Raw genomic sequence first — 20105 nt, forward strand, 5'->3', positions numbered from 1 at the left:
CTACGCTCGGTCGATGGCCGCCGCCGCGGAGCCGCTGGACCCCGACATGTTCGACCCGATGTGCCCGTCGGGCGCGCTGCCGTTCCAGATCGGGGACAAGTGGACCGGCATGGTGCTGCTGTGCCTGCGGGACGGGCCACGACGCTTCACCGAGCTTCGGGTGCCGCTGCGGGCGGTGACCCCGAAGGTCCTGGCCGCGACGCTGCGGGCGATGCGCCGCGACGGGCTGGTCGAGCGGACCGAGCACGCGGAGAACCCGCCGCGGGTCGAGTACGCCCTCACGCCGCTCGGGCGCAGCCTGCTGCCGGTGATCGCGGCCTTTCGCGCCTGGAGCGGCGCGCACCTGCCGGAGCTGCTCGCGGCGCGCGCGGCCTTCGCGGCGACCTCGGCGGGGTGCCGGATTGACAGCGGAAGTTTGTAAGTGTGTACTGACTTACATGCGAAGCACCGCCGAGGCCCGCAGGGCCGTCCTGCTCGACCGGGCCGTCTCCGTGTTCGCCCGCAACGGCTATCACGCGACGCCGGTCACCGCGGTGGCCGCGGCTGCCGGGATCTCCGAGGCGTATGCGCTTCGGCTGTTCTCCGGCAAGCTCGGGCTGTTCGTCGCCGCCGTCGAGGCGTGCCACGAGCGCATCCTCGCCACCCTTGAGGCGGCCGCCGCGCGGGCGGAGGGCCAGGAGCCGCAGAAGCTGCTGGAGAGCCTCGGCGACGCCTACGCCGAGCTCATCGCCGACCGCGACCTGCTGATGCTGCAGGTGCACGCGCAGAGCGTCAGCGACGTGCCCGAGGTGGGGGCGGCGGTGCGGGCCGGATACAAGCGGCTCGTGCACTTCCTGCGCGCGGCCGGGGCCGAGGACCGGCAGATCCAGCACTTCGTCGCGTACGGGCAACTGTGCCACCTCATCGTCACCACCGGCCTTGACGACACGGACGGCGTGGACGAGTCGTGGGCCCGCGCGCTGACCGACGGCATGCGTCACGTGTCGTGAACCGTGTCATCAGCACGACCAGTTTTTCTGTGGCCTCACATGTAAGTGAGTGCACACATACATACTATGGAGGGTGTACCCCATGACCACGCTCACCACCGAGATCGTCCTGCCCGGCATCGTCGAGCCTGACGGCCTGCTCATGCGCGACCGCGAGCTCCCCGCGCCGGGCCCCGGCCAGGCGCTCGTGCGCGTCGAGGCCAGCGGCGTGTCGTTCGCCGAGCAGCAGATGCGCCGCGGCAAGTACTACGACCAGCCACCCTTCCCGTTCACCCCCGGGTACGACCTGGTCGGCCTGGTGGAAGCGGTCGGACCCGGCGTCGATGCCGGCCTCACCGGGACCCGCGTCGCGGCCGTGACGAAGACCGGCGGCTGGGCCAGCGCCGTCACCGTCGACGCCGCCGACCTGGTGCCGGTCCCCGACGGCGTCGACCCGGCCGACGCGGAGACGGTCGTGGTCAACGGCGTCACCGCCTGGCAGATGCTCCACCGCGTCGCACGCATCGCGAAGGCCCGCCCCGGCGGCACCATCCTGGTCCTCGGCGCCAACGGCGGCGTCGGCTCCACCCTCACCCAACTGGCCCGCCACGCCGGCATCCGGGTCGTCGGCACCGCGTCGGCGCGCCACCACGACGCCGTGCGCGCGCTGGGCGCCGAGCCGCTGGACTACCGCGCCCCGGACCTCGCCGCGCGGGCCCGAGCCCTGGCGCCGGGCGGCTACGACGCGGTGTTCGACCACGTCGGCGGCCCCGGCATCGTCGACTCGTGGCGGCTTCTGCGGCGCGGCGGCACGCTGGTGTCCTACGGTACCGCCGCCACCCGCGACGTCGCCGGAAACGCCCGCCTGCCCGTCCTGGCCCTGTTCGGGCGCCTGCTGTGGTGGAATCTGCTGCCCAACGGCCGCCGCGCCACCTTCTACAACCTGTGGGCCGGCCGGCGCCGCCCCGCCGCGTTCCGCGCCCGGATGCGCGAGGACCTCACACGGGTGTTCGCGCTGCTCGCCGACGGCTCGCTGACGGCGCAGGTCGCCGCCCGCATCCCGCTGCACCGCGCACCGGAGGCAATGCGCCTGGCCGAGTCCGGCACGGTCGCCGGCAAGGTCGTCCTCGTTCCCTGACCCGCGCTGAGCCGCCCCCGGTGGACGAATGACCGCGTTTCACCCCGCCGTCCGATAGGGTCCAGGAGAAGGATCTCGATATGCGGGCATGCGCTAGGGGAATAATCAGTGCCAGACGGGTTTGGGAAGATCACGGTCGTCGTGCCGACCTACAACGAGCGCGACAACCTGCCGAAGCTGGTGGATCAGCTGGCGGCGCTGCCGGTGCGGCTGCACGTGCTGGTCGTGGACGACAACTCCCCGGACGGCACCGGCGAGGTCGCCGACAAGCTGGCGCTTGAGTCCCCGCAGACGCTCGGCGTGCTGCACCGCACGGCGAAGGACGGGCTCGGCCGGGCGTACATCGCCGGTATGCTCCGCGCGCTCGACGAGGGCGCCGACGTCGTCATCCAGATGGACGCCGACCTGTCCCACCCCAGCTCGGCCATCCCGGCGATGGTGGACGCGCTGGCCGCCGACGACGTGTCCGTCGTGCTCGGCTCGCGTTACGTGCCGGGCGGCTCCGTCGCCGGCGACTGGGCGTGGCACCGCAAGGCGCTGTCGACGTGGGCGAACTTCTACGTCGACGCGATCCTGCGGATGGGCGTCAAGGACGCCACCGCCGGCTTCAAGGCGTGGCGCGCCGAGGCGCTGCGCCGCATCGACATCGCCTCGATCCAGAGCAACGGGTATTCGTTCCAGGTGGAGATGAACTACCGGACCGTCCGGCGGGGCATGCGCATCGTCGAGGTCCCGATCTGCTTCGCCGACCGCACCCGCGGCGAGTCCAAGATGAGCCTGCGGGTCCAGCTGGAGTCCGCGCTCATGCCATGGAAGCTGCGCCTCGCGCGCGACGCGGCGTCCGCCCGGCGTTCGTCGCGGCCCTGACGACCCCGGCGATCATCGGAGTACGGTCGGACCCATGGCACGAAAAATCGCGACGAACGACCGAGTCGATCGGGACGCGCTGGTGGAGTTCCTCGCCAAGCGTCACCACGGGATCGTCATCACCAACCGCGCCGACGGGCGGCCGCAGTCCTCGCCGGTGTCGTGCGGCGTTGACGGGCAGGGACGGATCGTGATCTCGACCTACCCGGAGCGTGCCAAGGCGAACAACCTTCGCCGCGATCCGCGGGTGTCGGTGCTCGTGCTGTCCGACGACTGGAACGACGCCTGGGTTCAGGTCGACGGCGTCGCCGAGGTGCTCGACCTGCCCGAGGCCCTCGAGCCGCTGGTGGAGTATTACCGCTGTATCTCCGGGGAGCACCCGGACTGGGACGAGTATCGCGCGGCGATGGTGGCGCAGGGCAAGTCGCTGCTGCGCATCACGATCGAGCGGTGGGGGCCGGTGGCGACCGGCGGGTTCCCGGCCCGGTTGGCGTGAGCGAATACGACGCCCTCGATCGAGCGCGCCGCGCCCTAGCGGAAAACTCTTCCTGACGCCAGTCTTGCCACGGCACCCGGCCGGTGGCGATCCTGTGCCGATGGACGTGCCGAACGCCGTGGCGCGCGTCGATGTCCGCTTCGCCGGCGAGGGCGCCGGCGAAGCGGAGCTGACGTGGGGCCAGCGCGCGATATACCAGGCCATGGGCCGCGAGCGGTCATGGCTGCCGATGGGCGGGCATCGGCCCGTGCCCGCCGGGACGACGGTCGCCGACGTCGAGGCGGAACTGCGGTACACCATGGAGCGCTACCAGGCGTTCCGCACCCGGCTTCGCCCGCGCGACGGCGGCCCGCCCGGCCAGTCCGTCGCCGCGGCCGGCGTCGCGCACCTCGACGTCGTCGAGGCCGACGGGGCCGACCCGGACGAGGTCGCCGCGGCGGTGGAGCGCGCCTACCGCGGCACCGAACCGGACCTGGTCCGCGACTGGCCGATGCGCATGGCGCTCGTCTGCCGCGGCGGCCGCCCGGCCCGCCTGGTCGCCGTCATACCGCACCTGGTCACCGACGGCATCGGCGCGGGCGTCATGGTCGACGAGGTCAACCGCCGGGCCGACGCGCCGGTCGCCGGGCTGCGACCGCTGGACCTCGTCGAGTGGCAGGCGTCCCCGGCCGGCGTCCGCCAGCACGCCGGCGCCCTGCGGCACTGGGAGCGGCATGCGCCCGACCTCGAGCCGTTCACGACCGGCATCCGTTCGTCGCAGCGGTACCGCAAGTGCCTCCTCGAATCGCCCAGGCTCGCCGCCCGGCTGCCGGAGGCGGCCGCACGCACCGGCGTCGACCAGTCCACGGTCCTGCTCACCGCGTACCTGGCCGCGATTGGCCGGGTCGCCGGGCGCGGCACGGTCGCCGTGCGGCAGGTCGTCAGCAACCGGTTCCGAAGTGGACTGTCCGATGTGGTCAGCCCGATCACCCAGCTCGGCCTGTGCGTCGCCGACGTCTCCGGCGGGTTCGACGAGGCGGTGGCGAGCGTGGCCCGCGCCGCGCTGCCGGCCCGCAAGTACGCCTACTACGACCCGTTCGCGATGCCGGACGCCCCGACGCCGTGCTTCAACGACCGCCGCGCCACCGCCGCCATGGCGTTCCGCTCCGCCGGCCTGGGAGCCGAACGGGCCGACCCCGGCACGCTCACCTGGGCCGGCCCGCCGCCGGGCCCGACGGAGCCGCTGTTCCTGCACGCCGACGACGTGCCAGGGGCCGTACGGCTGATCCTCGACGTCGACACCGCCTGCTTCTCCCCCGCCGACGTCGAGGCGATCGCCCGCACGATCGAAGAGCTCGTGTGAGCGGTTCAGTCCGAGACCGCCCACGCGGCCAGGGGCTCGCGCTGTTCGAGCCAGGCCGGCGGGATGCCGTCGCGGCCGGTGTACGCGGCGACGATCCCGCCGACGATCGCCGCCGTCGTGTCGACGTCCCCGCCGGCCTCGATGCACGCCCGCACCGCCGCCGGGTAGTCGTCCAACCGGGTCGCGGCGACCCACAGCGCGAACGGCACCGTGTCCTGCGCGAGGACCTGCGCGCCGTTGCCCAGCTCGTACACCGCCTCGGTCACACTCACGCCCAGCAGCCGCCGGGCCCGCCGCACGCCGTCGCGAACCCCGCCGTCGATGAGGTAACCGTGCACCGCGCCGAGCAGTTCCGCGGGCGTCGGCCGGTTGCGCACCAGCCGCGCCCAGCCGGCCTCGGCGGCCGCCACCGCGACGGCGACCGCGCCGAGAATGCCCTCCGGGTGCGCGTGCGTGACCTCGGCGGAGCGCATCGCCTCCAGCGCCGCGGTCCGCGAGTCACCGGCGTGCAGGGCGCCGAGCGGCGCGACGCGCATGGCGGCGCCGTTGCCCATCGAACCCTGCCCGCCGAACGCGTCGCGGGTCACCTCCCGCCACGGCTCGCCAGCGCGGATGCGGCGCAGGATCACCACCGCGCCGCCGCCGTAGCCGCGGTAGGGCTCGAAACGCTCCGCGAACGCCCGGGCGAGCCGGTCCTGGTCGATGGTGGGATGCCGGCGTAGCTCGCCCACGAGCGCGCACGCCATCTCGGTGTCGTCGGTCCACGGCCAGGAACCGGCCGGTGCGCTGCCGTCGAGAAGGTCTTCGAACGTGGTGCCGGGGACGAAGAACTGCGCCCCGAGCGCGTCGCCCACGCTGAGCCCGTCCAGGCTGTCGTGGCAGAGTGCGAAGTCGGTCATGGCTGTGTTCGAGGCTACCCGGTCAGGTCGTCTCCGCGGCCTCGGCCTGTTGTCCGGGGCTTACGGAGCGACACCCGTCCAGCACGGCCAGCATGCGCCCGGCCCACCAGCGCACGTCGTACCGTCGCACCGACTGGCGCATCCGGCGCATCGCCGCCTCGTCCGCCGCGGCACGGCGCGGGTCGGCGGCCGCGGTGATCGCCCGCTTGAGGTCCTCCACGTCGTACGGGTTGACCATCGTCGCCTCGGCGAGTTCCCCGGCAACGCCGCTGAACTCGCTCAGCACGAGCACGCCGGTATTGTCCAGCCGGGAGGCGACGAACGCCTTCGCGGTCGGGTTGGCTCCGTCGCGCAGGGAGGTGGCCAGGAACACGTCGGCCAGGCGGAACAGGGCCGTCAGATCGACCGGATCGAGATCGCGGTGCACGTAGTGCACGACCGGCCGGCCGACGGCGCTGTGCGTACCGTTGATCCGCGCCACCAGCTGCTCGACGCGCGTGCGGATCTCGTCCTGCTCGGCGGACTGGCGCGCGGCCGGCACGACGACCTGGACCAGCACGCAGTCGCTCGCGCGGAGCCGGCGATCGCTCAGCAGTTCCCCGAACGCGGTGAGCCGCTGCTCGGTGCCGCTCGTCGCGTCGAGCCGATCGACGGCGAGCAGCACGGCGCGTGGATTGCGCAGCTCGCGCCGCAGGCCGTCCATCCGCCGCCGCACGTTCGCCCCCGCCGCGAGCTGCTCGACCCTCTCGACGTCGGCGCCCATCGACAGCGCATCGACGGCGACTCGGCGACCACCGACGGTCACGACCTGCTCGTCGACGTCGTACCCGCCGAGGTCGTGCGCGAGCCGCACGAGATTGCCGGCGCTGCGACGATCCGGAACCCGGATGGTGTCCGCACCGAGGAGACCGTCGATGATCTCCGCGCGCATCGGCATCCTGCTGAACAGCTCGACCGGGGGCACGGGCAGCGGCAGGTGACAGCCGATGGTGAGGTCCGGCCGAGCCGCCCTCAGCAATGCGGGGACGAGCTGCAGCTCGTGGCCGTGCACCCATACGGCGGCGCCGGGCGCGGCCACTGCCGCCGCGCTCGCCGCGTACCGCTCGTTGACGCAGCGGTAGGCGCGCCGCCATCGCCGGTGGAAGGCGGGCCGCTCGACTCCGTCGTGGTACAGCGGGACGATCGTCGACGCGCACTGGCCCTCGATGTGATCGGCGATGTCCGTGGCCGACAGCGTCACCGGATACAGCGAGACCGCCTGGAACTTCCTCGGCGACGTCCCATTGCCCGCGACGCCGTTCCAGCCGATCCAGGCACCGTTACGCGCGGCCAGGGCAGGCCGCAGCGCACCCGCCCATGCGGCGTGCTCGCCCGCCCAGCGCCCCGGCCGGCGCCCGGTTTCCAGCGGCTCGGCGGGGATTCGGCTCGTCACGACGACGAGTTCGTGGTGGCCCGCTCCATTCGTCGACGGGCTCGTCGATTCGGGGTACATCGATACGAGCCTGCGTCGCGGCCATGACGGCCCGTCTGCGACATCGTGGCAATCTCATGACAATGCCAACCCGGCTCCGCGCGCCGACCGGCTGGACGGCGGCCGGGCAGCTGCGCTATGAAGGTCGGCGTGGCAGTCGGATCGCCCCTGGAACGCGCGGGCCGTGGCATGGCCGTGGCAACCCTCGGATCGCGGGTGGCCGGATTTGCCAGGGTGCTGGTGCTGTCGGCCGCGCTGGGGCTGGGCAGCCATCTGCTGGACAGCTACAACCTGGCGAACACGCTGCCGAACACGGTCTACGAGCTGGCCGTCGGCGGCGCGATGGCCAGCGTCGTCGTGCCGTTGCTGACCCGGGCCGCGCTCGACGAGTCCGACAAGGGCGTGGCCTACGCCCAGCGACTGTTGTCGATGATCACCTACGGGCTGGTCGCGGTCACTGTGGTGGCGACGCTGTTCGCCCCGTTCCTCGTGGAGTTGTACACGCCCGGCTTCACCGCGGACCAGCGGCAGCCGGCCGTGGTGTTCACCCGGTTCTTCCTGCCCCAGATCCTCTTCTACGGGGTGAGCGCGGCAACGGGTGCCGTGCTCAACATCCGGGGCCGCTTCGCCGTGCCGATGTGGGCCCCGTCGGCCAACAGCCTGATCGTCATCGCGGTCGGGTCGCTGTATCTCTTGGCCAGCGGCACCACCGGCGCGCACGAGTTGACCACGGCCCAGCTGCTGCTGCTCGGCGTCGGCACCAGCGCCGGGGTCTTCGCCCAGATGTCGCTGGTGCTGTGGGCGCTGGCCCGTAGCGGCTTTCCGGTCCGGCTCCGGTTCGACCTGCGGGGCGTCGGGTTCCGCCGGATCGGCCGGCTCGGCGGCTGGATGCTGCTGTCCGTCGCCGCGGCGCAACTGCTGTTCACGGTCGCCACGAGATCGGCTTCGATCAGCGTGGGCGGCATCAGCGCGTTCCAGAACGCGTGGGCGCTGTTCCAGCTGCCGTTCGCGGTGATCACCGTCTCGGTGATGACCGCGCTGCTGCCACGGTTGAGCCGCAGCGCGGCCCGCATGGACCACCGCGGGATCACCGACGACCTGTCGCTGGCCATCCGGCTGGCCAGCGTCGCGATCGCCCCGGTGGCGGCGGCCATGGTCGTGCTCGGGCCGCAGATCGCGACGCTGCTGTTCGCCCACGGCCGCAGCACCGCGTCGACCGTGGGCCTGGTCGGGGTGCTCATGGCGGGGTTCGGGCTCGCCGTGGTGCCGTTCACCGGCTACTCGATCATGCTCCGCGGGTTCTACGCCATGCAGGACACCAAAACGCCGGCGCTGATCAGCAGCGCGGTGAGCCTCGTCGGCGTGGCGGGGTGCCTGACTGCGGTCGAGCTGCTGACCCCCCGGCAGATCCTGATCGCCGTCCCGATCGCCTACGCGGCGGCGTACACCACCGGCCTGGTCATCGCGGGCGTCGTCCTGCGCCACCGGCTGGGCCGCATCGACGGTCGGCGGCTGGTCGGCACGCACGCCCGGGTGCTGGTCGCAGCGGCAGCGGCCGCCACCGTCGCGGCCGCGAGCGCCCGCCTCGTGACGGCGCTGGCCGGGCCGGCGTGGACCGCGGCTCCGCTCGTCCTCGTCGTCGCCGGCCTGCTCGGCGCGGTCACCTACGCGATCGCCGCCCGGCTGCTCGGCCTCGGCGAGTTCCGCCGGCTCGTGGCCACCGCGACGGCCGGGTTCCGGACCGGCTCACCTCGCCCCGGCGGCTGACGGGCCGGGCGCCGCACGCGCACGCCCTCTCCGCACCCAGTCCGGCTCGATGAGGCCGCGCTGCGGACCGCTCATGCGCCCGGCATGCGCCCCGCGGGCTCGATCGGCTCGGGAGGTTCGGCCGCCTCAATGGACTCGAGCGGCTCGATGGGTTCGAGGGGGTCAACGAGCTCGACGAACTCGGCCGGTTCGGCGGGCCTGGGCCGGCTGACCGGATCGGCGGCGGCCCGGTTGGCCGGCACGACCACCGGGTCGTTGTGATACCGGCGCTCGCCGCGAACCGTGGTCAGCGCGGCCCGGCCGAGCAGCCTCAGATCGAACAGTACGCTCTGTTCTTCGATGTACGCGAGATCCTTCACCAGCCGCTCCTCGGGCGGCATGTCGAACTTCTCGATCTGGGCGATGCACGCGATCCCCGGCCGCACGCTGTGCCGTTCGGCATATCCACGCACGGCCTTGAGATGGGTCAGGACCAGCACCGTGCGCAGCGGGCGCGGGCCGACCAGGCTCATCGAGCCGCCGAGGACGTTGACCAGCTCGGGCAGCTCGTCCAGGTGCCAGCGGCGCAGCCACCGGCCGACCGTGAGGGTGCGCGGATCGCTGCGTACCGACGCCACCGGGCCGGTGAGGCGCTCCGCGCCGTACCGCATGCTGCGAAACTTGAACTGCCGGAACGTGCCGCCGCCGCGGCCGACGGAGTTCTTGGTGAAGAAGATCGGGCCAGGCTCCTCGAACCAGATGAGCAGCGCGATGACCGGCCACAGCGGCAGCGTGAGGGCGAGCCCGAGGAGCGCGCCGGCGATGTCGAACAGCCGCTTCCCGCGCGGGGTCGGGCGCAGGCGCAGCCGGCCCGGGCCGTGGTAGGACAGGACCATGCGCTGAACGCCCAGGGAGGGTGGCGCATTGTCCTCCACGAGCCCGGCCGTGGCGGCGCTGAGCACGATCCCGCCCGCGAACGCGCCGGTCACCAGCAGCAGGGCGGCGCGCGCCGGGACGTCGTAGCCGAGGCGCATCCAGAGCCACGGCGCGAGCATCAGCCCCACCGAGACCAGGAAGGCGATCCGGCAGGCCCAGGCCCGGGCCGGCTGCGAGATCAGGGATGCCAGGACGACGGCGGGCAGGAACGCCAGGATGAGCGACGTCAGCAGCCCCCAGTAATTCACGTTTCTCACCTCCAGCAGTGCCACGGCGTCGTGGCGCGCGTCGCCGCCGGCGGCCCCGGGCGAAGCCGCGGCTCGGGACCACTAGCGGTACGCCTTCTCCTGCTCGGCCCACATCGTGAACAGCAACAGGATCCACAGCTCCCGGGCATGTTCGGCCGTGCCGCTCAGGTGTTGCTCGACGATCCCGTTCACCTCGTCGAATCGGAAGTAGCCCTGCCGCTGCAGGACGTCACGGCTCAGGTACTCGCGCAGCAGCGGCCGGTAGACGCCGCGCAACCACCTGGGCAGCGGCGCGTTGAAGCCCTTCTTGCGCATCGCGACGATCTCCGGTGGCAGCAGACCGGCCATCGCGCGGCGCAGCAGCCATTTCGGCCGCAGGCCCGGAAGCTTCAACCGGCCCGGCAGGGAGAAGGCGAACTCGAGCACGGGGGTGGCCAGCAGCGGGACCCGGACCTCCAGCGAGTGGGCCATGCTCAGCCGGTCGACCTTGGTGAGCACGTCGTCGGGGAGGTACACGTGGGCGTCGGTGTACTGGAAGCGGGTCAGCGGGTCGAAGCCCGCGCCGGCCCGGTGGTGCGGCTCGTGTGTCTCGTAGGCGTCGGTCATCTCGGCGAACACGTCGGGCTGCAGGAGCCGCGCCTTGTGCGCCTCGCGGAAGACCACCCGCCAGAGGTAGTGGCTGCGGCCCGGGTCCTCGATCGCGTTCTCGACGAACCGCCGGGCCCTGAAGTCGAAACTCGCCTTGGCGTCCGAGCTGGGCAGGAAGCGCAGCAGGGCAGGGGCGATCCGGGCCGTCAGCGGCCGGGGCAGGTGCCGGTAGTAGCGGGCGAGCTTGTCCGCCTGGTAGGTCGCGTAGCCGGCGAGGAGTTCGTCACCGCCGTCCCCGCTCAGCGCCACCGTCACCTTCTGGCGGGCGAGCCGGGACAGGTAGTAGGTGGGCACCATGGACGGGTCCGCGAACGGCTCGTCGAAGGCGGGCAGGATGCCCTCCGCAACGTCCTCGGCCCGCGGTTCGACCAGCAGGGCGGTGTGCTCGGTGCCGAAGTGCCGGGCGATCAGGGCGGCCTCGCCACGCTCGTCGTAGGAGCGGTCCGCGAAGCCGACGGAGAACGTCTGCAGCACGGCGTCCGGCTGGGCGAGGCGGGCCGCGGCGACGACGGTGCTGGAGTCCATGCCGCCGCTGAGGAAGAAGCCGAGCGGTACGTCGGCGACCATCTGCTGGCGCACACCGTCGACGATGAGGTGGCGCAGGACGCGCTGGGCCGAGGCGGCGCTCAGGCCGGCGCGCGGCGCCACGTCGGCGAGGGCCCAATAGGGCTTGATCGTGTACGCGTTGTCCTGCCACACCAGCGAGGTGCCCGGTGGGAGCTTGCGGATCTCCCGGTACATGGTCCGGGGCGCCGGCACGTACATCAGCGACAGGTACGCGCCGAACGCCTGCAGGTCGGGCGTGCGGTCGGGGACGGCGCACAGCACGGCCTTCATCTCCGAGCCGAACGCCAGGCCGCCGTCGTGCTCGGCGTAGTACAGCGGCTTCACCCCGACGCGGTCGCGGCACAGGACCAGGCGGCGGCGGGCCCCGTCGTACAGCGCGATGGCGAACATGCCTTCCAGGTGTCTCGCGAAGTCGGCGCCGTGCTCCTCGTACAGATGCGGGATGACCTCGGCATCGCTGCCGGACACGAACCGGTGGCCGCGCGCGGCGAGCTCGCGGCGCAGGCGCCGATGGTTGTAGATCTCCCCGTTGAGCACGGCGTGCACGGTCCCGTCCTCGGAGCGCACCGGCTGCCGCCCGTGGACCACGTCGATGACGGCCAGGCGCCGTACGGCCAGCCCGATGGCGCCGCTGACGTAGTAGCTCTCGTCGTCCGGGCCGCGATGCGCGAGGGTACGGCACATGGCACGCAACCGGTCCAGGTCGACCTCGCGCGCGCCGTCGGCGGTCACCACGCCGGCAATTCCGCACATTCGATTCTCCGCTTCGGCTGGTCGCTGACAGGGCTGGCGGGTGCGCTCAGACCGGCGGCGGCTCGGGCGGGCGGTACACCGGCTCGGGCGCCACCGGGGTCCACAGCCGGGTCTTCTGCGCGGCCAGCCGGGCCAGGTAGCCGGGTCCGAGGAGCAGATAGCGCCGCCAGAGCCGGCGCGGCTCGCGTCTCAGCCGCCACAGCCAGGCCAGGCCGTACCGCTGCATCGGCAGCGGTGCCGGGGTGAGCAGGCCGGCGTGGTAGTCGAATGCCGCGCCGACGGCCAGCAGCGGCATGGCCAGCAGCGGTCGCATCGCATGCACGAACGCCTCTTGGCGCGGGCAGCCGAGGCCGACCAGGACCAGCCGGGCACCCGACCGGTTGATTCGCTCGGCGATCCGCTCCGGCTCGCCGGGGCGGGCGGGGCGGAACTTCGACGGTTCGGCGCCGGCGATCCGCAGCCGCGGCAGCGCCCCGGTCAGCGACTCCACCAGCCGTTCGAGGGTCGGTGCCGTCGAACCGTACAGGTACACCGGCAGCGCCTCGGCGGCCGCCCGGCGCAGCACCCGCAGCGTCAGGTCGGGTCCGCTGACCCAGTCCCGCAGCCCCGCCCCGTGCAGCAGGTTGAGCGCCCACCGCACCGGCTGGCCGTCCGGCGCCACCACGTCGAAGGCGTTGAGCCGGGCGTTGTGCGCGCGGCTCGCCACCCCGGTCATCACGCCGTGCACGGCCAGCGCGCTGAGGATGAACGGGCGCCGGTCCCGGGCGGCAGCGATCACGTGCGCGACGGCCGCGTCGTAGTCGATGACGTCGACCATGACGCCCAGCACGTTGCGTTTACCGCCGTCGATACCCGTCGAGGCACGCCGAACTGCCGGGCCACCCGGCATGCGGGAGCGGCCCGGCGCAAACCCGATACTCAACCGTGTTCCTTTCGCCTCGCCCCCTTCGCACGGGCCGCAAGCCGTACGGCACAGTGCGAACTCGCTCGGGGCGTCGGCGAGCCAGTACCCGGGCGCCCGCCGCTAAACGCGACGCGCCGGAGCGTGGCGGGGTGGCTTTACGGGGTGACGCGGCGTCGCGGTCATGACGGTGGCGTGTACTCCCGGCAATGACCGGTCAGGTCACGCGCCGATGATGCGGTCCAGCACGTTGCGGGCGGCGGCGAGGCCGGCCATGGTCTCGGTGATGCGGGCACGCTCGCGGGCCAGGCCGTCGAGCAGCTCGGGGCACTTCGGGGCCAGCACGGTCGCGCCGTCGGGGACGCAGGGCAGGATCTCGGCGATCGTCGCGGTGCCGAGGCCGGCCGACAGCAGCAGCTGGATGTGGCGCACGGTGTGCTCGGCCTGGGGCGGGTAGTCGCGGTAGCCGCTTTGGCGCCGCCCGGGTCGCAGTAGGCCCTGCTCCTCGTAGTACCGCAGTGCTCGCGGGGTGGTCCCGGTCAGCCTCGCCAGCTCGCCGATCCGCATGCCCGCAGAAAATCACGGGCTTGACCTTCACGTCAACGGAAGGGTTTAGCGTCGGCGGCATGAACGACGAACCCTATGCCGTCGCGGTGCTCGGGCTCGGGCCGATGGGGCGGGCACTTGCCGGCGCCGCGCTCGCGGCCGGGCATGCCACCGTGGTCTGGAACCGCACGCCGCAGCGCGCCCGCCCGTTGCTTGACCGGGGCGCCGCCCTCGCGCCGAGCGCGGTCGAGGCGCTGCGCCGCGCTCCGGTGGCGGTGTGCTGCCTGCTCGACTACACCGCCGTCCGCTCTGCGCTGGACGGCGCCGAGGGTCCGGCCGTGCTGGTGAACCTCGGCAGCGGCCACCCCGGCGAGGTCCGCGCGACGGCCGGCTGGGCGGCCGCCCGCGGCATCGAATACCTCGACGGCGCCATCCTGACGCCCACGCCCACCATCGGCACGCCCGCCGCGGCCATCCTCTGCAGCGGTCCCAGGCCGATCTTCGACGCCCACCTGGCCGTACTGCGGGCCTTCGCCGCCGATCCGCTCTTCCTCGGCGAGGAGGTCACGACGGCCGCCGCGTACGAGATGGCGTTGCTGGACCTGTTCGCCATGTCCGCCGGCGGCCTGGCCCACGCCTTCGCGCTCGCCACCGCCGCGGGTCTCGACCCGGCGGCGTTCGCACGGTTCGCCGGCGGTATCGGCGCACTCCTGCCCGAGATGGCGCATCGGTACGCCGGAAACCTGGCCGCCGGCACCTTCCCCGGCCAGCCGTCGACCATCGGCTCGGCGGCCGCCGCACTGGCCCACGTCGCCGCCGCGTCCGCCGACCTCGGCGTGGACGCGGGACCGCTGCACGCGCTGCGTGCCCTGTTCGACCGTGCGGTCGCCGCGGGCCACGGCGACGAGGGCTACGCCCGGCTGGCGCGTTTCCTGACCGACGAGCGCACCCACCGATAGCTCAGACCCGCCGCACGGGATCGTCTCCTCATCGTCTCCTCCGGCCACGCGCCCGCCGGACAGGTCGGTGGCGTCGGTGTCCAACGCGGACGACGCCGGCCAGCGTGGGCATCCGGGCCGGCCGGCGTAGGTCACGACCTCGGCTGTCCGCGGCGCACGAGCAACAGGGCGACCACGCCGACGAGGGCGGCCGCGGCGACGGCGCTGCCGGTGGCGGTGCTGGCGGGGCTGACCTCGTTGACCGTGGCGCCGTTGAGGGTGGCCGGGACTCGGGCGCCTCGGTCGTCGCCGTGACTCTCGACGAAGCGGACGGCCTCACGGCGGATCGTGCCGTCGCTGGACTCGAAGGTGCCGGTGCACTCGTATCGGGGCCGGTGGGATCCGGCGTCGAGCGCGCACGACCGGACGGTGACGGTGCCCCGGCGGCCGGTCGCGTAGTGCACGACATCGGTGAGGACCGCCGCGCCCGCGCACATCGCCAGCAGGGCGAGCAGGCCCGCCGTGATCAGCAGTGCGCGGCGCCGGGTCATCGGGCCACGCCGGCGATGGTCCGCTGGTGCCCCGCCGTGTTGTCGTCGCGCCGGGCGCTGGAGCAGCGGATGAGCAGCACGTCGCTGTCGCGGATGGACAATGTCAGGCGCGGCGGCTGCTTCGCCTGATCGCCGGTGCCCGCGGTCTCGTAAACGACGGCCTCCTCGCCGAGGCCGGGCACGGTGCTATTGGGGCCGGCCAGCTTCGCGGTCTCGGTCTCCTGCTGCTGACCGGCGACCGTCAGGGAGCCATCATTGTATGCCCATGCCTGAGCCTTCGCTGACCCGACGAACAGGCCGGCCGGCTGACCGATCGCGGACGCCGACCTGATCACCGGTCGCGTGGACGCTGGCGGCGTGTGCGGCGACGACGCCGCACACATCCGGTCAGGCGGGCAGCGCCGCGCGAGCCGCACCGACCGGCCGGCCGGCCGCGTGGCCGGCCGGGGTCGGGGACGGGGTCAGGCGGGCACGAGGTCGAACTGCTCCCACGCTCCGATCGCCGCGCGGTTGGCGATCAGCGGTGCCGCGCCCGCGTTGTCCGCGCACACGTACTGGTTGTTGGCCGCGGCCAGCAGGCTCACCGTCCCGTCAGCGTTGCGGACGAGCCTGAAGGTCTCCCACGCGCCGACGGCGGCGCGGTTGGCGATCAGCGGCGCGGCGCCCGCGTTGTCCGCGCAGACGTACTGGCCGTTGACCCGTGCCCGCAGCGCGATGTTGCCGCCGCCCAGGTCGATCTGGTCGAACTGCTCCCACGCGGCGACCACCGACGCGGTGGCCTGCAGCGCCGAGGCGCCGGCGTTGCGGGCCGAGACGAACAGGTTGTTCGCGCGGGAACGCAGCGCCACCACACCGGTCGGGGGCGGAGTGGTCGAGCCGCCGACAATGGGCTGGGTGGGGCGGGTCGGGGTCAGGGGCGCCTGGCCCTTGAACATGCGGCCCCCGTCGGCGGTGATGCGCAGATAGTAGTCCGCCGAGCAGGCCACGCCGTCGGCGTTCAGCGCGGGGCGGCCGAAGTCGGTCGGCTGCATCGACGCGTTCTCGGCGGTCTTCGCGATCTGGTTGCCCTCGTTGAACTCGTCGAACATCGACACGTACAGGCCCTGGGCGCCCAGCCTGGTCATGTTGTAGATGTGGCGCCAGTAGAAGTCGCCGTGCGCGCGGGCGCCCGCGGACAGGTCGCCGGGCATCACGCAGGGCTGGTAGTCGATGCCGCGGGCGTTGCAGTCCGCCTGGTCGCCGACGTTGACGTTGTTGTAGTAGGAGTCCAGGCCGGCGATGTCGCCCGTCCGGCCGACCATCCACGGGGAGATCATGTTGAAGGCGTGGTACACGTCGAGGAACCCGGGGCGGGAGTCGTTGACGCCGGTGCGCCACCAGGTCGGCACGCCGCCGATGACGTAGCAGCCCTGGGCCTTGAACCAGTTGATGACGTCCAGGCACGGGCCCGGCGCGAACGGCCTTCCCGAGTCGTTGAACCCGAAGCCCCAGATGCACACGACCGGCTTGCCGTTCTGCCGGGCGTACGCCGAGGAGGAGGTGTAGGCCTTCATCTTGTTCGTCCAGTCGGTCTTGATCTCCGACTGCATGTTCGTCCAGCTGGTGACGTCGTACATGATGTAGAACTTGCGGCCATACGTCTCGGCCGCGCTGCGGACCTTCGCGGCCATCGCGTCGCGGGTCGGGCCCTCGCCCCCGAACGGGTTGAAGCGCTGCAGCGCAGCGGTGTCGCAGCCGTAGTCGCGCATCCACTTGAAGTGCGTGTCAACGGTCTGCTGGTCGTAGGAGGAGAACAGGCGCGCGGGCTGGCCGTTGCCGAGGTTGGCATACGCGGTGGTGTAACCCTTGGTGAACTCGCGCATGTCCGGCCACGAAACGATCGTGGTGTTGCTCGCGGACGGGGCCTGGCCGCCGTTGCGGCTCCAGTGCCACCACGAGTTGATCGGCGCACCGTCGCCCGGGCAGGCGAACCACCCCTGGTAGCCGACGGTGATCTTGCCTACCACGTCGCCCGGGGCACTGGCCGCCTCGGCAGTACCGACGGTGAGATAACCGACGGCTCCGAGACCGGTGGCGGCCAGCCCGGATGCGAGCACCTGACGTCGTGTGAGACTCATGGGGTTCCTTTCGGCACGGCACAGGATCGCGCGTGCGGGTCTGCCCCGGAATTCTGCCGACGTCGATGCACTTGTCAACGATTCTCATCCGATGATTCGGTGCCGAACGAAGAAATAATGACCCGTTAAGGTTCGACGACCAGCACCCATTGCCCGATGTCGCCCGAACAGATCGCGCCCTTGATCATGGTGCTCGGACCGGAGAGCTGGGTGCCGTCGTCGAGGACGACGGCATGCCGCACGATGACGTCGGGCCGGCAGATCGGCGGGTGCGGGGCGGCCCGCGCGAGGGTGATCACCCGCGGCGGGGCCGCCGGGGCGGCCGCCAGCAGCGCCAGGGCGGCCAGCACGAGCACGCGCGCGCCGGGCCGGCTTCGCAGGGGCGCGGGCCCGGGCAGGTCATCGGGGTCGATCTCAGGATAGCGGTCGAGGTCGATCACAGGGCGTGATGCTACCCGGCGACCACGACCTCATGGGCGCGGCCGCGGCGGGCGACACCGGACGCCTCGGTGCCCCAGCCCGTCGCCGATCGCCTGCCAGGTCACCTTCCGGGCGCGGGAGCCGTTCCCGGGTCCGCTCGGCCACCCGGCGGCGCTCCTCGTCGCCGGGTGGCCAGCAGGGCAGCTGTCATGCGTTTGATCGAGCCCGCGCCCCGGCCCGCATGCGGCGCGGGTCCACCTCGCGGTCGGGGAAGCGGCGCAGGTACTCGGTCTCGAGCTCGGCGGTGCGCTCGTCGTGGTGCACCAGCGCCTGCGCGGAGGCGTGGTGGAAGGTGTCGTCGCGGGTCTTGTGCAGGTGCCGCAGCTCGCGGACCAGGTCCGCGTCGGGGAGCTCGCCCGCCGGCACCCCGGTGCCCAGGATCGCCCGGCCGTTGAGCTGTACGAGCGCCTCCGCGGCCTCCTCCTGCGCGTACTCACCCTCCGGCAGCGCCTCCAGCGCGGTGACGACCTCCGCGGGCAGGTCCAGGGCGACGGCGCGGCGGTAGATCTCGCTGCGGCTGACCCGCTCCCGCCCGGCGTACACGTCGTCCAGCAGCTCCTCGATGTCGTGCATACGCTCTGTCTACCCGCCCCGCGCCGAGCGACACCCCCGACGCGGGGCTGCGCGCCTCGTCGGCTGCTGGACCGGCCGCATCGTGACAATCGGGTCGAAACGCGGCGGAGGATCGCGGGGTGCGGTAGCGTTGCCTACGTGTGGTTCTGATCGCGTTCGGTCAGGATTGGCCCATTCTTCGGGCAGACCGTTGTCGTCCCTTCTCGCAATCGCTGCGGTGCTGGTGGCCGCTGTCGTCGGTCTGGGCAGTTCGGGGCTGCTGAGCCCGTGGTGGTCGCTGTTCGTCTACGACGTCGCGCAATGCCTTACCGCGCTCGCCGCGACCCTCGCCTGCTGGATCACGGCCGGTCGGCACACCGGCGGGCAGCGGTGGTGGCGGGTGTGGATGGGCGCCGCGACCTGCGGTTGGATGATCGGGCAGATCCTCTGGTCCTGGTACCAGCTGGTCCGCAACGTCGAGCTGCCGTCCCCGTCGCTCGCGGACGCCGGATATCTCATGATGCCGGTGTTCGCGCTCGTGGCGCTCATCGCCCTGGCCGCCGACCGGCCCACGCAGGGCGTGCCGCGGCACCGCCCGGAGCAGCTGGTGATGGTCCTCGACGGGCTCATCGTCGTGGGCGCGTTGTTCGTGCTCAGCTGGGCCACCACGCTCTCGGCGGTGGTGCGGGCCGGTGCGGCCACCCCGCTCGCCTACACGGTCGCGATCGCCTACCCGCTCACCGATCTGTTGCTCACCGTCATCGTCATCCTGCTCATCGCCGCGGCCTCGTCGAGGGCGAAGCGGTTGCAGCTGATCGTGCTCGGCGCCGGACTGTTGTGCCTGGCGATCTCGGACAGCATCTTCGCGTACCGGGTGTCCGAGGGCGCGTCGAGCGTGCCGCCGCTGAACTACGCCGGGTTCGTCGCCGGGCTCGCGCTCGTCACGGTCGCCGCGCTGGCCCCGGCCCGGCAGACGCCGGGCTGGGCGGCGCGCCCGGACACGCGCTGGGGCCAGCTGTTGCTGCCCTACGTGCCGGTCGCCGGCATGGGCGTGCTGTTCATCGTGCAGCGCGTCCGTGGCATTCCGACGGACACCGTCGAGATCTTCATCGAGACCACGGTCATCACCCTGCTGATCATCCGCCAGGCGGTCACGCTCGTGCAGAGCGCCAACCTCGTCGCGTCGAGGGCGCGGCTCGTGCTCGCCACCGACCAGACCCGCCGACAGCTCGAGCGCGACCTACACGATGGCGTCCAGCAGCGACTCATCTCGCTGGCGCTGGACGTCCGCCGGGCCGAGACCGACGTGCCGCCGGAGCTGACCGAGCTTCGGCAGCAGTTGTCCGCCGTCGCGGCCGGGCTGAGCGCCACGGTCAACGACGTACGCGAGCTCTCGCGCGGCGTTCATCCGGCGATCCTCACCCAGGGCGGCCTGCGACCCGCGCTGCGCGCGCTGGTCCGCCGCTGCGGCGTCCCGGTGGAGCTCGACGTGAGGGTGGACGGCCGGCAGCCGGAGCCGGTCGAGGTCGCGACGTACTACGTGGTGGCGGAGGCGCTGACGAACGCCGCCAAATACTCCCAGGCCACACTCGTCCACGTCGGAGTGCGGGTCCAGGGTGACTACCTGCACCTGTCGGTGCGTGACGACGGCGTCGGTGGCGCGGACCCGAAGCGCGGCACGGGCCTCACCGGACTGGCCGACCGCGTCGAGGCCCTGGGTGGCACGCTCACCCTCGACAGCCCGACCGGCCAGGGCACCCGCCTGCAGGCCGAATTCCCGCTCAACCAACGCTGACCAGGCGGCAACGCGCGCGCTGACGACAGCTTCCCGGCGAGTTGCCTGGTCTCTAGGGCCTGTCTGACGGATCTTGTTGGGCGGTAGTGTTCTCCCTCATGGCGGTTGATCTCTCTGATGCGGAGTGGTCTCGGCTGGCGCCGTTG

The 20105-nt window shown here is 72.5% G+C and carries 20 protein-coding genes; 9 read left to right on the forward strand and 11 right to left on the reverse strand.

Features of this window, described 5'->3' with window-relative positions:
* The first annotated feature begins 13 nt into the window (after positions 1–13).
* The 6 genes from AB0367_RS34680 (at position 14) to AB0367_RS34705 (ending at position 4811) form a co-directional block, all read left to right on the forward strand.
* A complete protein-coding gene (locus AB0367_RS34680; RefSeq protein WP_366230728.1) occupies positions 14–421 on the forward strand; it encodes a helix-turn-helix domain-containing protein in 408 nt (135 codons plus the stop codon).
* A gap of 16 nt (positions 422–437) precedes the next feature.
* Positions 438–989 (forward strand): TetR family transcriptional regulator, encoded by a 552-nt coding sequence (locus AB0367_RS34685; RefSeq protein WP_366230729.1) that lies wholly within the window; start codon positions 438–440, stop codon positions 987–989.
* Positions 990–1071: 82 nt separating this feature from the next.
* Entirely contained in the window at positions 1072–2106 is a 1035-nt protein-coding gene (locus tag AB0367_RS34690; protein WP_366230730.1) for a medium chain dehydrogenase/reductase family protein, read from the forward strand.
* A gap of 108 nt (positions 2107–2214) precedes the next feature.
* Positions 2215–2973 (forward strand): polyprenol monophosphomannose synthase, encoded by a 759-nt coding sequence (locus tag AB0367_RS34695; protein WP_366230731.1) that lies wholly within the window; start codon positions 2215–2217, stop codon positions 2971–2973.
* A 34-nt stretch (positions 2974–3007) separates the two neighbouring features.
* Positions 3008–3469 carry a PPOX class F420-dependent oxidoreductase gene (locus tag AB0367_RS34700; RefSeq protein ID WP_366230732.1) on the forward strand — a complete coding sequence of 154 codons (462 nt, stop codon included), beginning with the start codon at positions 3008–3010 and terminating at the stop codon, positions 3467–3469.
* 100 nt (positions 3470–3569) lie between these two features.
* A complete protein-coding gene (locus AB0367_RS34705; RefSeq protein ID WP_366230733.1) occupies positions 3570–4811 on the forward strand; it encodes a condensation domain-containing protein in 1242 nt (413 codons plus the stop codon).
* A gap of 5 nt (positions 4812–4816) precedes the next feature.
* On the opposite strand, the gene AB0367_RS34710 is transcribed toward AB0367_RS34705, so the two are convergent.
* Together AB0367_RS34710 and AB0367_RS34715 are read right to left on the reverse strand one after the other, a co-directional pair.
* A complete protein-coding gene (locus AB0367_RS34710) occupies positions 4817–5710 on the reverse strand; it encodes an ADP-ribosylglycohydrolase family protein (protein ID WP_366230735.1) in 894 nt (297 codons plus the stop codon).
* A 22-nt stretch (positions 5711–5732) separates the two neighbouring features.
* Entirely contained in the window at positions 5733–7202 is a 1470-nt protein-coding gene (locus tag AB0367_RS34715) for a trehalose-6-phosphate synthase (protein WP_366230736.1), read from the reverse strand.
* A gap of 168 nt (positions 7203–7370) precedes the next feature.
* Here AB0367_RS34715 and murJ point away from each other — a divergent pair, with 168 nt between their 5' ends.
* Positions 7371–8948: a murein biosynthesis integral membrane protein MurJ gene (gene murJ, locus AB0367_RS34720; RefSeq protein WP_366230749.1), complete on the forward strand. Its 1578-nt coding sequence runs from the start codon at positions 7371–7373 to the stop codon at positions 8946–8948.
* Positions 8949–9019: 71 nt separating this feature from the next.
* On the opposite strand, the gene AB0367_RS34725 is transcribed toward murJ, so the two are convergent.
* The 4 genes from AB0367_RS34725 to AB0367_RS34740 all read right to left on the reverse strand — a co-directional run bounded on the left by AB0367_RS34725 (position 9020) and on the right by AB0367_RS34740 (position 13547).
* Entirely contained in the window at positions 9020–10111 is a 1092-nt protein-coding gene (locus AB0367_RS34725; protein WP_366230737.1) for a sugar transferase, read from the reverse strand.
* A gap of 81 nt (positions 10112–10192) precedes the next feature.
* Complete coding sequence (gene asnB, locus AB0367_RS34730; RefSeq protein WP_366230738.1) at positions 10193–12079, reverse strand: asparagine synthase (glutamine-hydrolyzing); 1887 nt, start codon at positions 12077–12079, stop codon at positions 10193–10195.
* Between the two features lie 46 nt (positions 12080–12125).
* A complete protein-coding gene (locus tag AB0367_RS34735; protein ID WP_366230750.1) occupies positions 12126–12968 on the reverse strand; it encodes a WecB/TagA/CpsF family glycosyltransferase in 843 nt (280 codons plus the stop codon).
* A gap of 234 nt (positions 12969–13202) precedes the next feature.
* The gene (locus AB0367_RS34740) at positions 13203–13547 is read right to left on the reverse strand and encodes a MerR family transcriptional regulator (protein WP_366230739.1); all 345 of its coding nucleotides are present in this window, start codon (positions 13545–13547) and stop codon (positions 13203–13205) included.
* 59 nt (positions 13548–13606) lie between these two features.
* Here AB0367_RS34740 and AB0367_RS34745 point away from each other — a divergent pair, with 59 nt between their 5' ends.
* Positions 13607–14485 (forward strand): NAD(P)-binding domain-containing protein, encoded by an 879-nt coding sequence (locus tag AB0367_RS34745; protein ID WP_366230740.1) that lies wholly within the window; start codon positions 13607–13609, stop codon positions 14483–14485.
* A 131-nt stretch (positions 14486–14616) separates the two neighbouring features.
* On the opposite strand, the gene AB0367_RS34750 is transcribed toward AB0367_RS34745, so the two are convergent.
* From AB0367_RS34750 to AB0367_RS34770, 5 genes are all read right to left on the reverse strand, one after another.
* A complete protein-coding gene (locus tag AB0367_RS34750; protein WP_366230741.1) occupies positions 14617–15015 on the reverse strand; it encodes a hypothetical protein in 399 nt (132 codons plus the stop codon).
* Positions 15012–15350, reverse strand: a complete 339-nt coding sequence (locus tag AB0367_RS34755) for a hypothetical protein (RefSeq protein WP_366230742.1) — start codon at positions 15348–15350, stop codon at positions 15012–15014. Before AB0367_RS34755 ends, AB0367_RS34750 begins: the two co-directional genes overlap by 4 nt.
* A gap of 126 nt (positions 15351–15476) precedes the next feature.
* Entirely contained in the window at positions 15477–17132 is a 1656-nt protein-coding gene (locus AB0367_RS34760; protein WP_366230743.1) for a glycoside hydrolase family 71/99-like protein, read from the reverse strand.
* Positions 17133–17257: 125 nt separating this feature from the next.
* Positions 17258–17572, reverse strand: coding sequence for a hypothetical protein (locus tag AB0367_RS34765; RefSeq protein WP_366230744.1), 315 nt, complete (start codon positions 17570–17572; stop codon positions 17258–17260).
* 187 nt (positions 17573–17759) lie between these two features.
* Positions 17760–18185, reverse strand: a complete 426-nt coding sequence (locus tag AB0367_RS34770) for a DUF6158 family protein (protein ID WP_366230745.1) — start codon at positions 18183–18185, stop codon at positions 17760–17762.
* A 217-nt stretch (positions 18186–18402) separates the two neighbouring features.
* On the opposite strand from AB0367_RS34770, the gene AB0367_RS34775 reads away from it, so the two are divergent.
* The gene (locus AB0367_RS34775) at positions 18403–19959 is read left to right on the forward strand and encodes a sensor histidine kinase (protein ID WP_366230746.1); all 1557 of its coding nucleotides are present in this window, start codon (positions 18403–18405) and stop codon (positions 19957–19959) included.
* Positions 19960–20105: the final 146 nt, after the last annotated feature.

It is taken from the genome of Dactylosporangium sp. NPDC051484 (assembly GCF_040689395.1).
Classification (GTDB): Bacteria; Actinomycetota; Actinomycetes; order Mycobacteriales; family Micromonosporaceae; genus Dactylosporangium.

What these genes read in the sequence shown, in the direction of transcription:
- AB0367_RS34685 (WP_366230729.1), top strand. Translation starts at nt 438, where the DNA reads ATGCGAAGCACCGCCGAGGCCCGCAGGGCCGTCCTGCTCGACCGGGCC.
- AB0367_RS34710 (WP_366230735.1), bottom strand. Translation starts at nt 5,710, where the DNA reads ATGACCGACTTCGCACTCTGCCACGACAGCCTGGACGGGCTCAGCGTG.
- AB0367_RS34760 (WP_366230743.1), bottom strand. Translation starts at nt 17,132, where the DNA reads ATGAGTCTCACACGACGTCAGGTGCTCGCATCCGGGCTGGCCGCCACC.
- AB0367_RS34770 (WP_366230745.1), bottom strand. Translation starts at nt 18,185, where the DNA reads ATGCACGACATCGAGGAGCTGCTGGACGACGTGTACGCCGGGCGGGAG.
- AB0367_RS34750 (WP_366230741.1), bottom strand. Translation starts at nt 15,015, where the DNA reads ATGACCCGGCGCCGCGCACTGCTGATCACGGCGGGCCTGCTCGCCCTG.
- AB0367_RS34690 (WP_366230730.1), top strand. Translation starts at nt 1,072, where the DNA reads ATGACCACGCTCACCACCGAGATCGTCCTGCCCGGCATCGTCGAGCCT.
- AB0367_RS34715 (WP_366230736.1), bottom strand. Translation starts at nt 7,202, where the DNA reads ATGTACCCCGAATCGACGAGCCCGTCGACGAATGGAGCGGGCCACCAC.
- AB0367_RS34745 (WP_366230740.1), top strand. Translation starts at nt 13,607, where the DNA reads ATGAACGACGAACCCTATGCCGTCGCGGTGCTCGGGCTCGGGCCGATG.
- murJ (WP_366230749.1), top strand. Translation starts at nt 7,371, where the DNA reads ATGGCCGTGGCAACCCTCGGATCGCGGGTGGCCGGATTTGCCAGGGTG.
- AB0367_RS34700 (WP_366230732.1), top strand. Translation starts at nt 3,008, where the DNA reads ATGGCACGAAAAATCGCGACGAACGACCGAGTCGATCGGGACGCGCTG.
- asnB (WP_366230738.1), bottom strand. Translation starts at nt 12,079, where the DNA reads ATGTGCGGAATTGCCGGCGTGGTGACCGCCGACGGCGCGCGCGAGGTC.
- AB0367_RS34735 (WP_366230750.1), bottom strand. Translation starts at nt 12,968, where the DNA reads ATGCCGGGTGGCCCGGCAGTTCGGCGTGCCTCGACGGGTATCGACGGC.
- AB0367_RS34680 (WP_366230728.1), top strand. Translation starts at nt 14, where the DNA reads ATGGCCGCCGCCGCGGAGCCGCTGGACCCCGACATGTTCGACCCGATG.
- AB0367_RS34705 (WP_366230733.1), top strand. Translation starts at nt 3,570, where the DNA reads ATGGACGTGCCGAACGCCGTGGCGCGCGTCGATGTCCGCTTCGCCGGC.
- AB0367_RS34740 (WP_366230739.1), bottom strand. Translation starts at nt 13,547, where the DNA reads ATGCGGATCGGCGAGCTGGCGAGGCTGACCGGGACCACCCCGCGAGCA.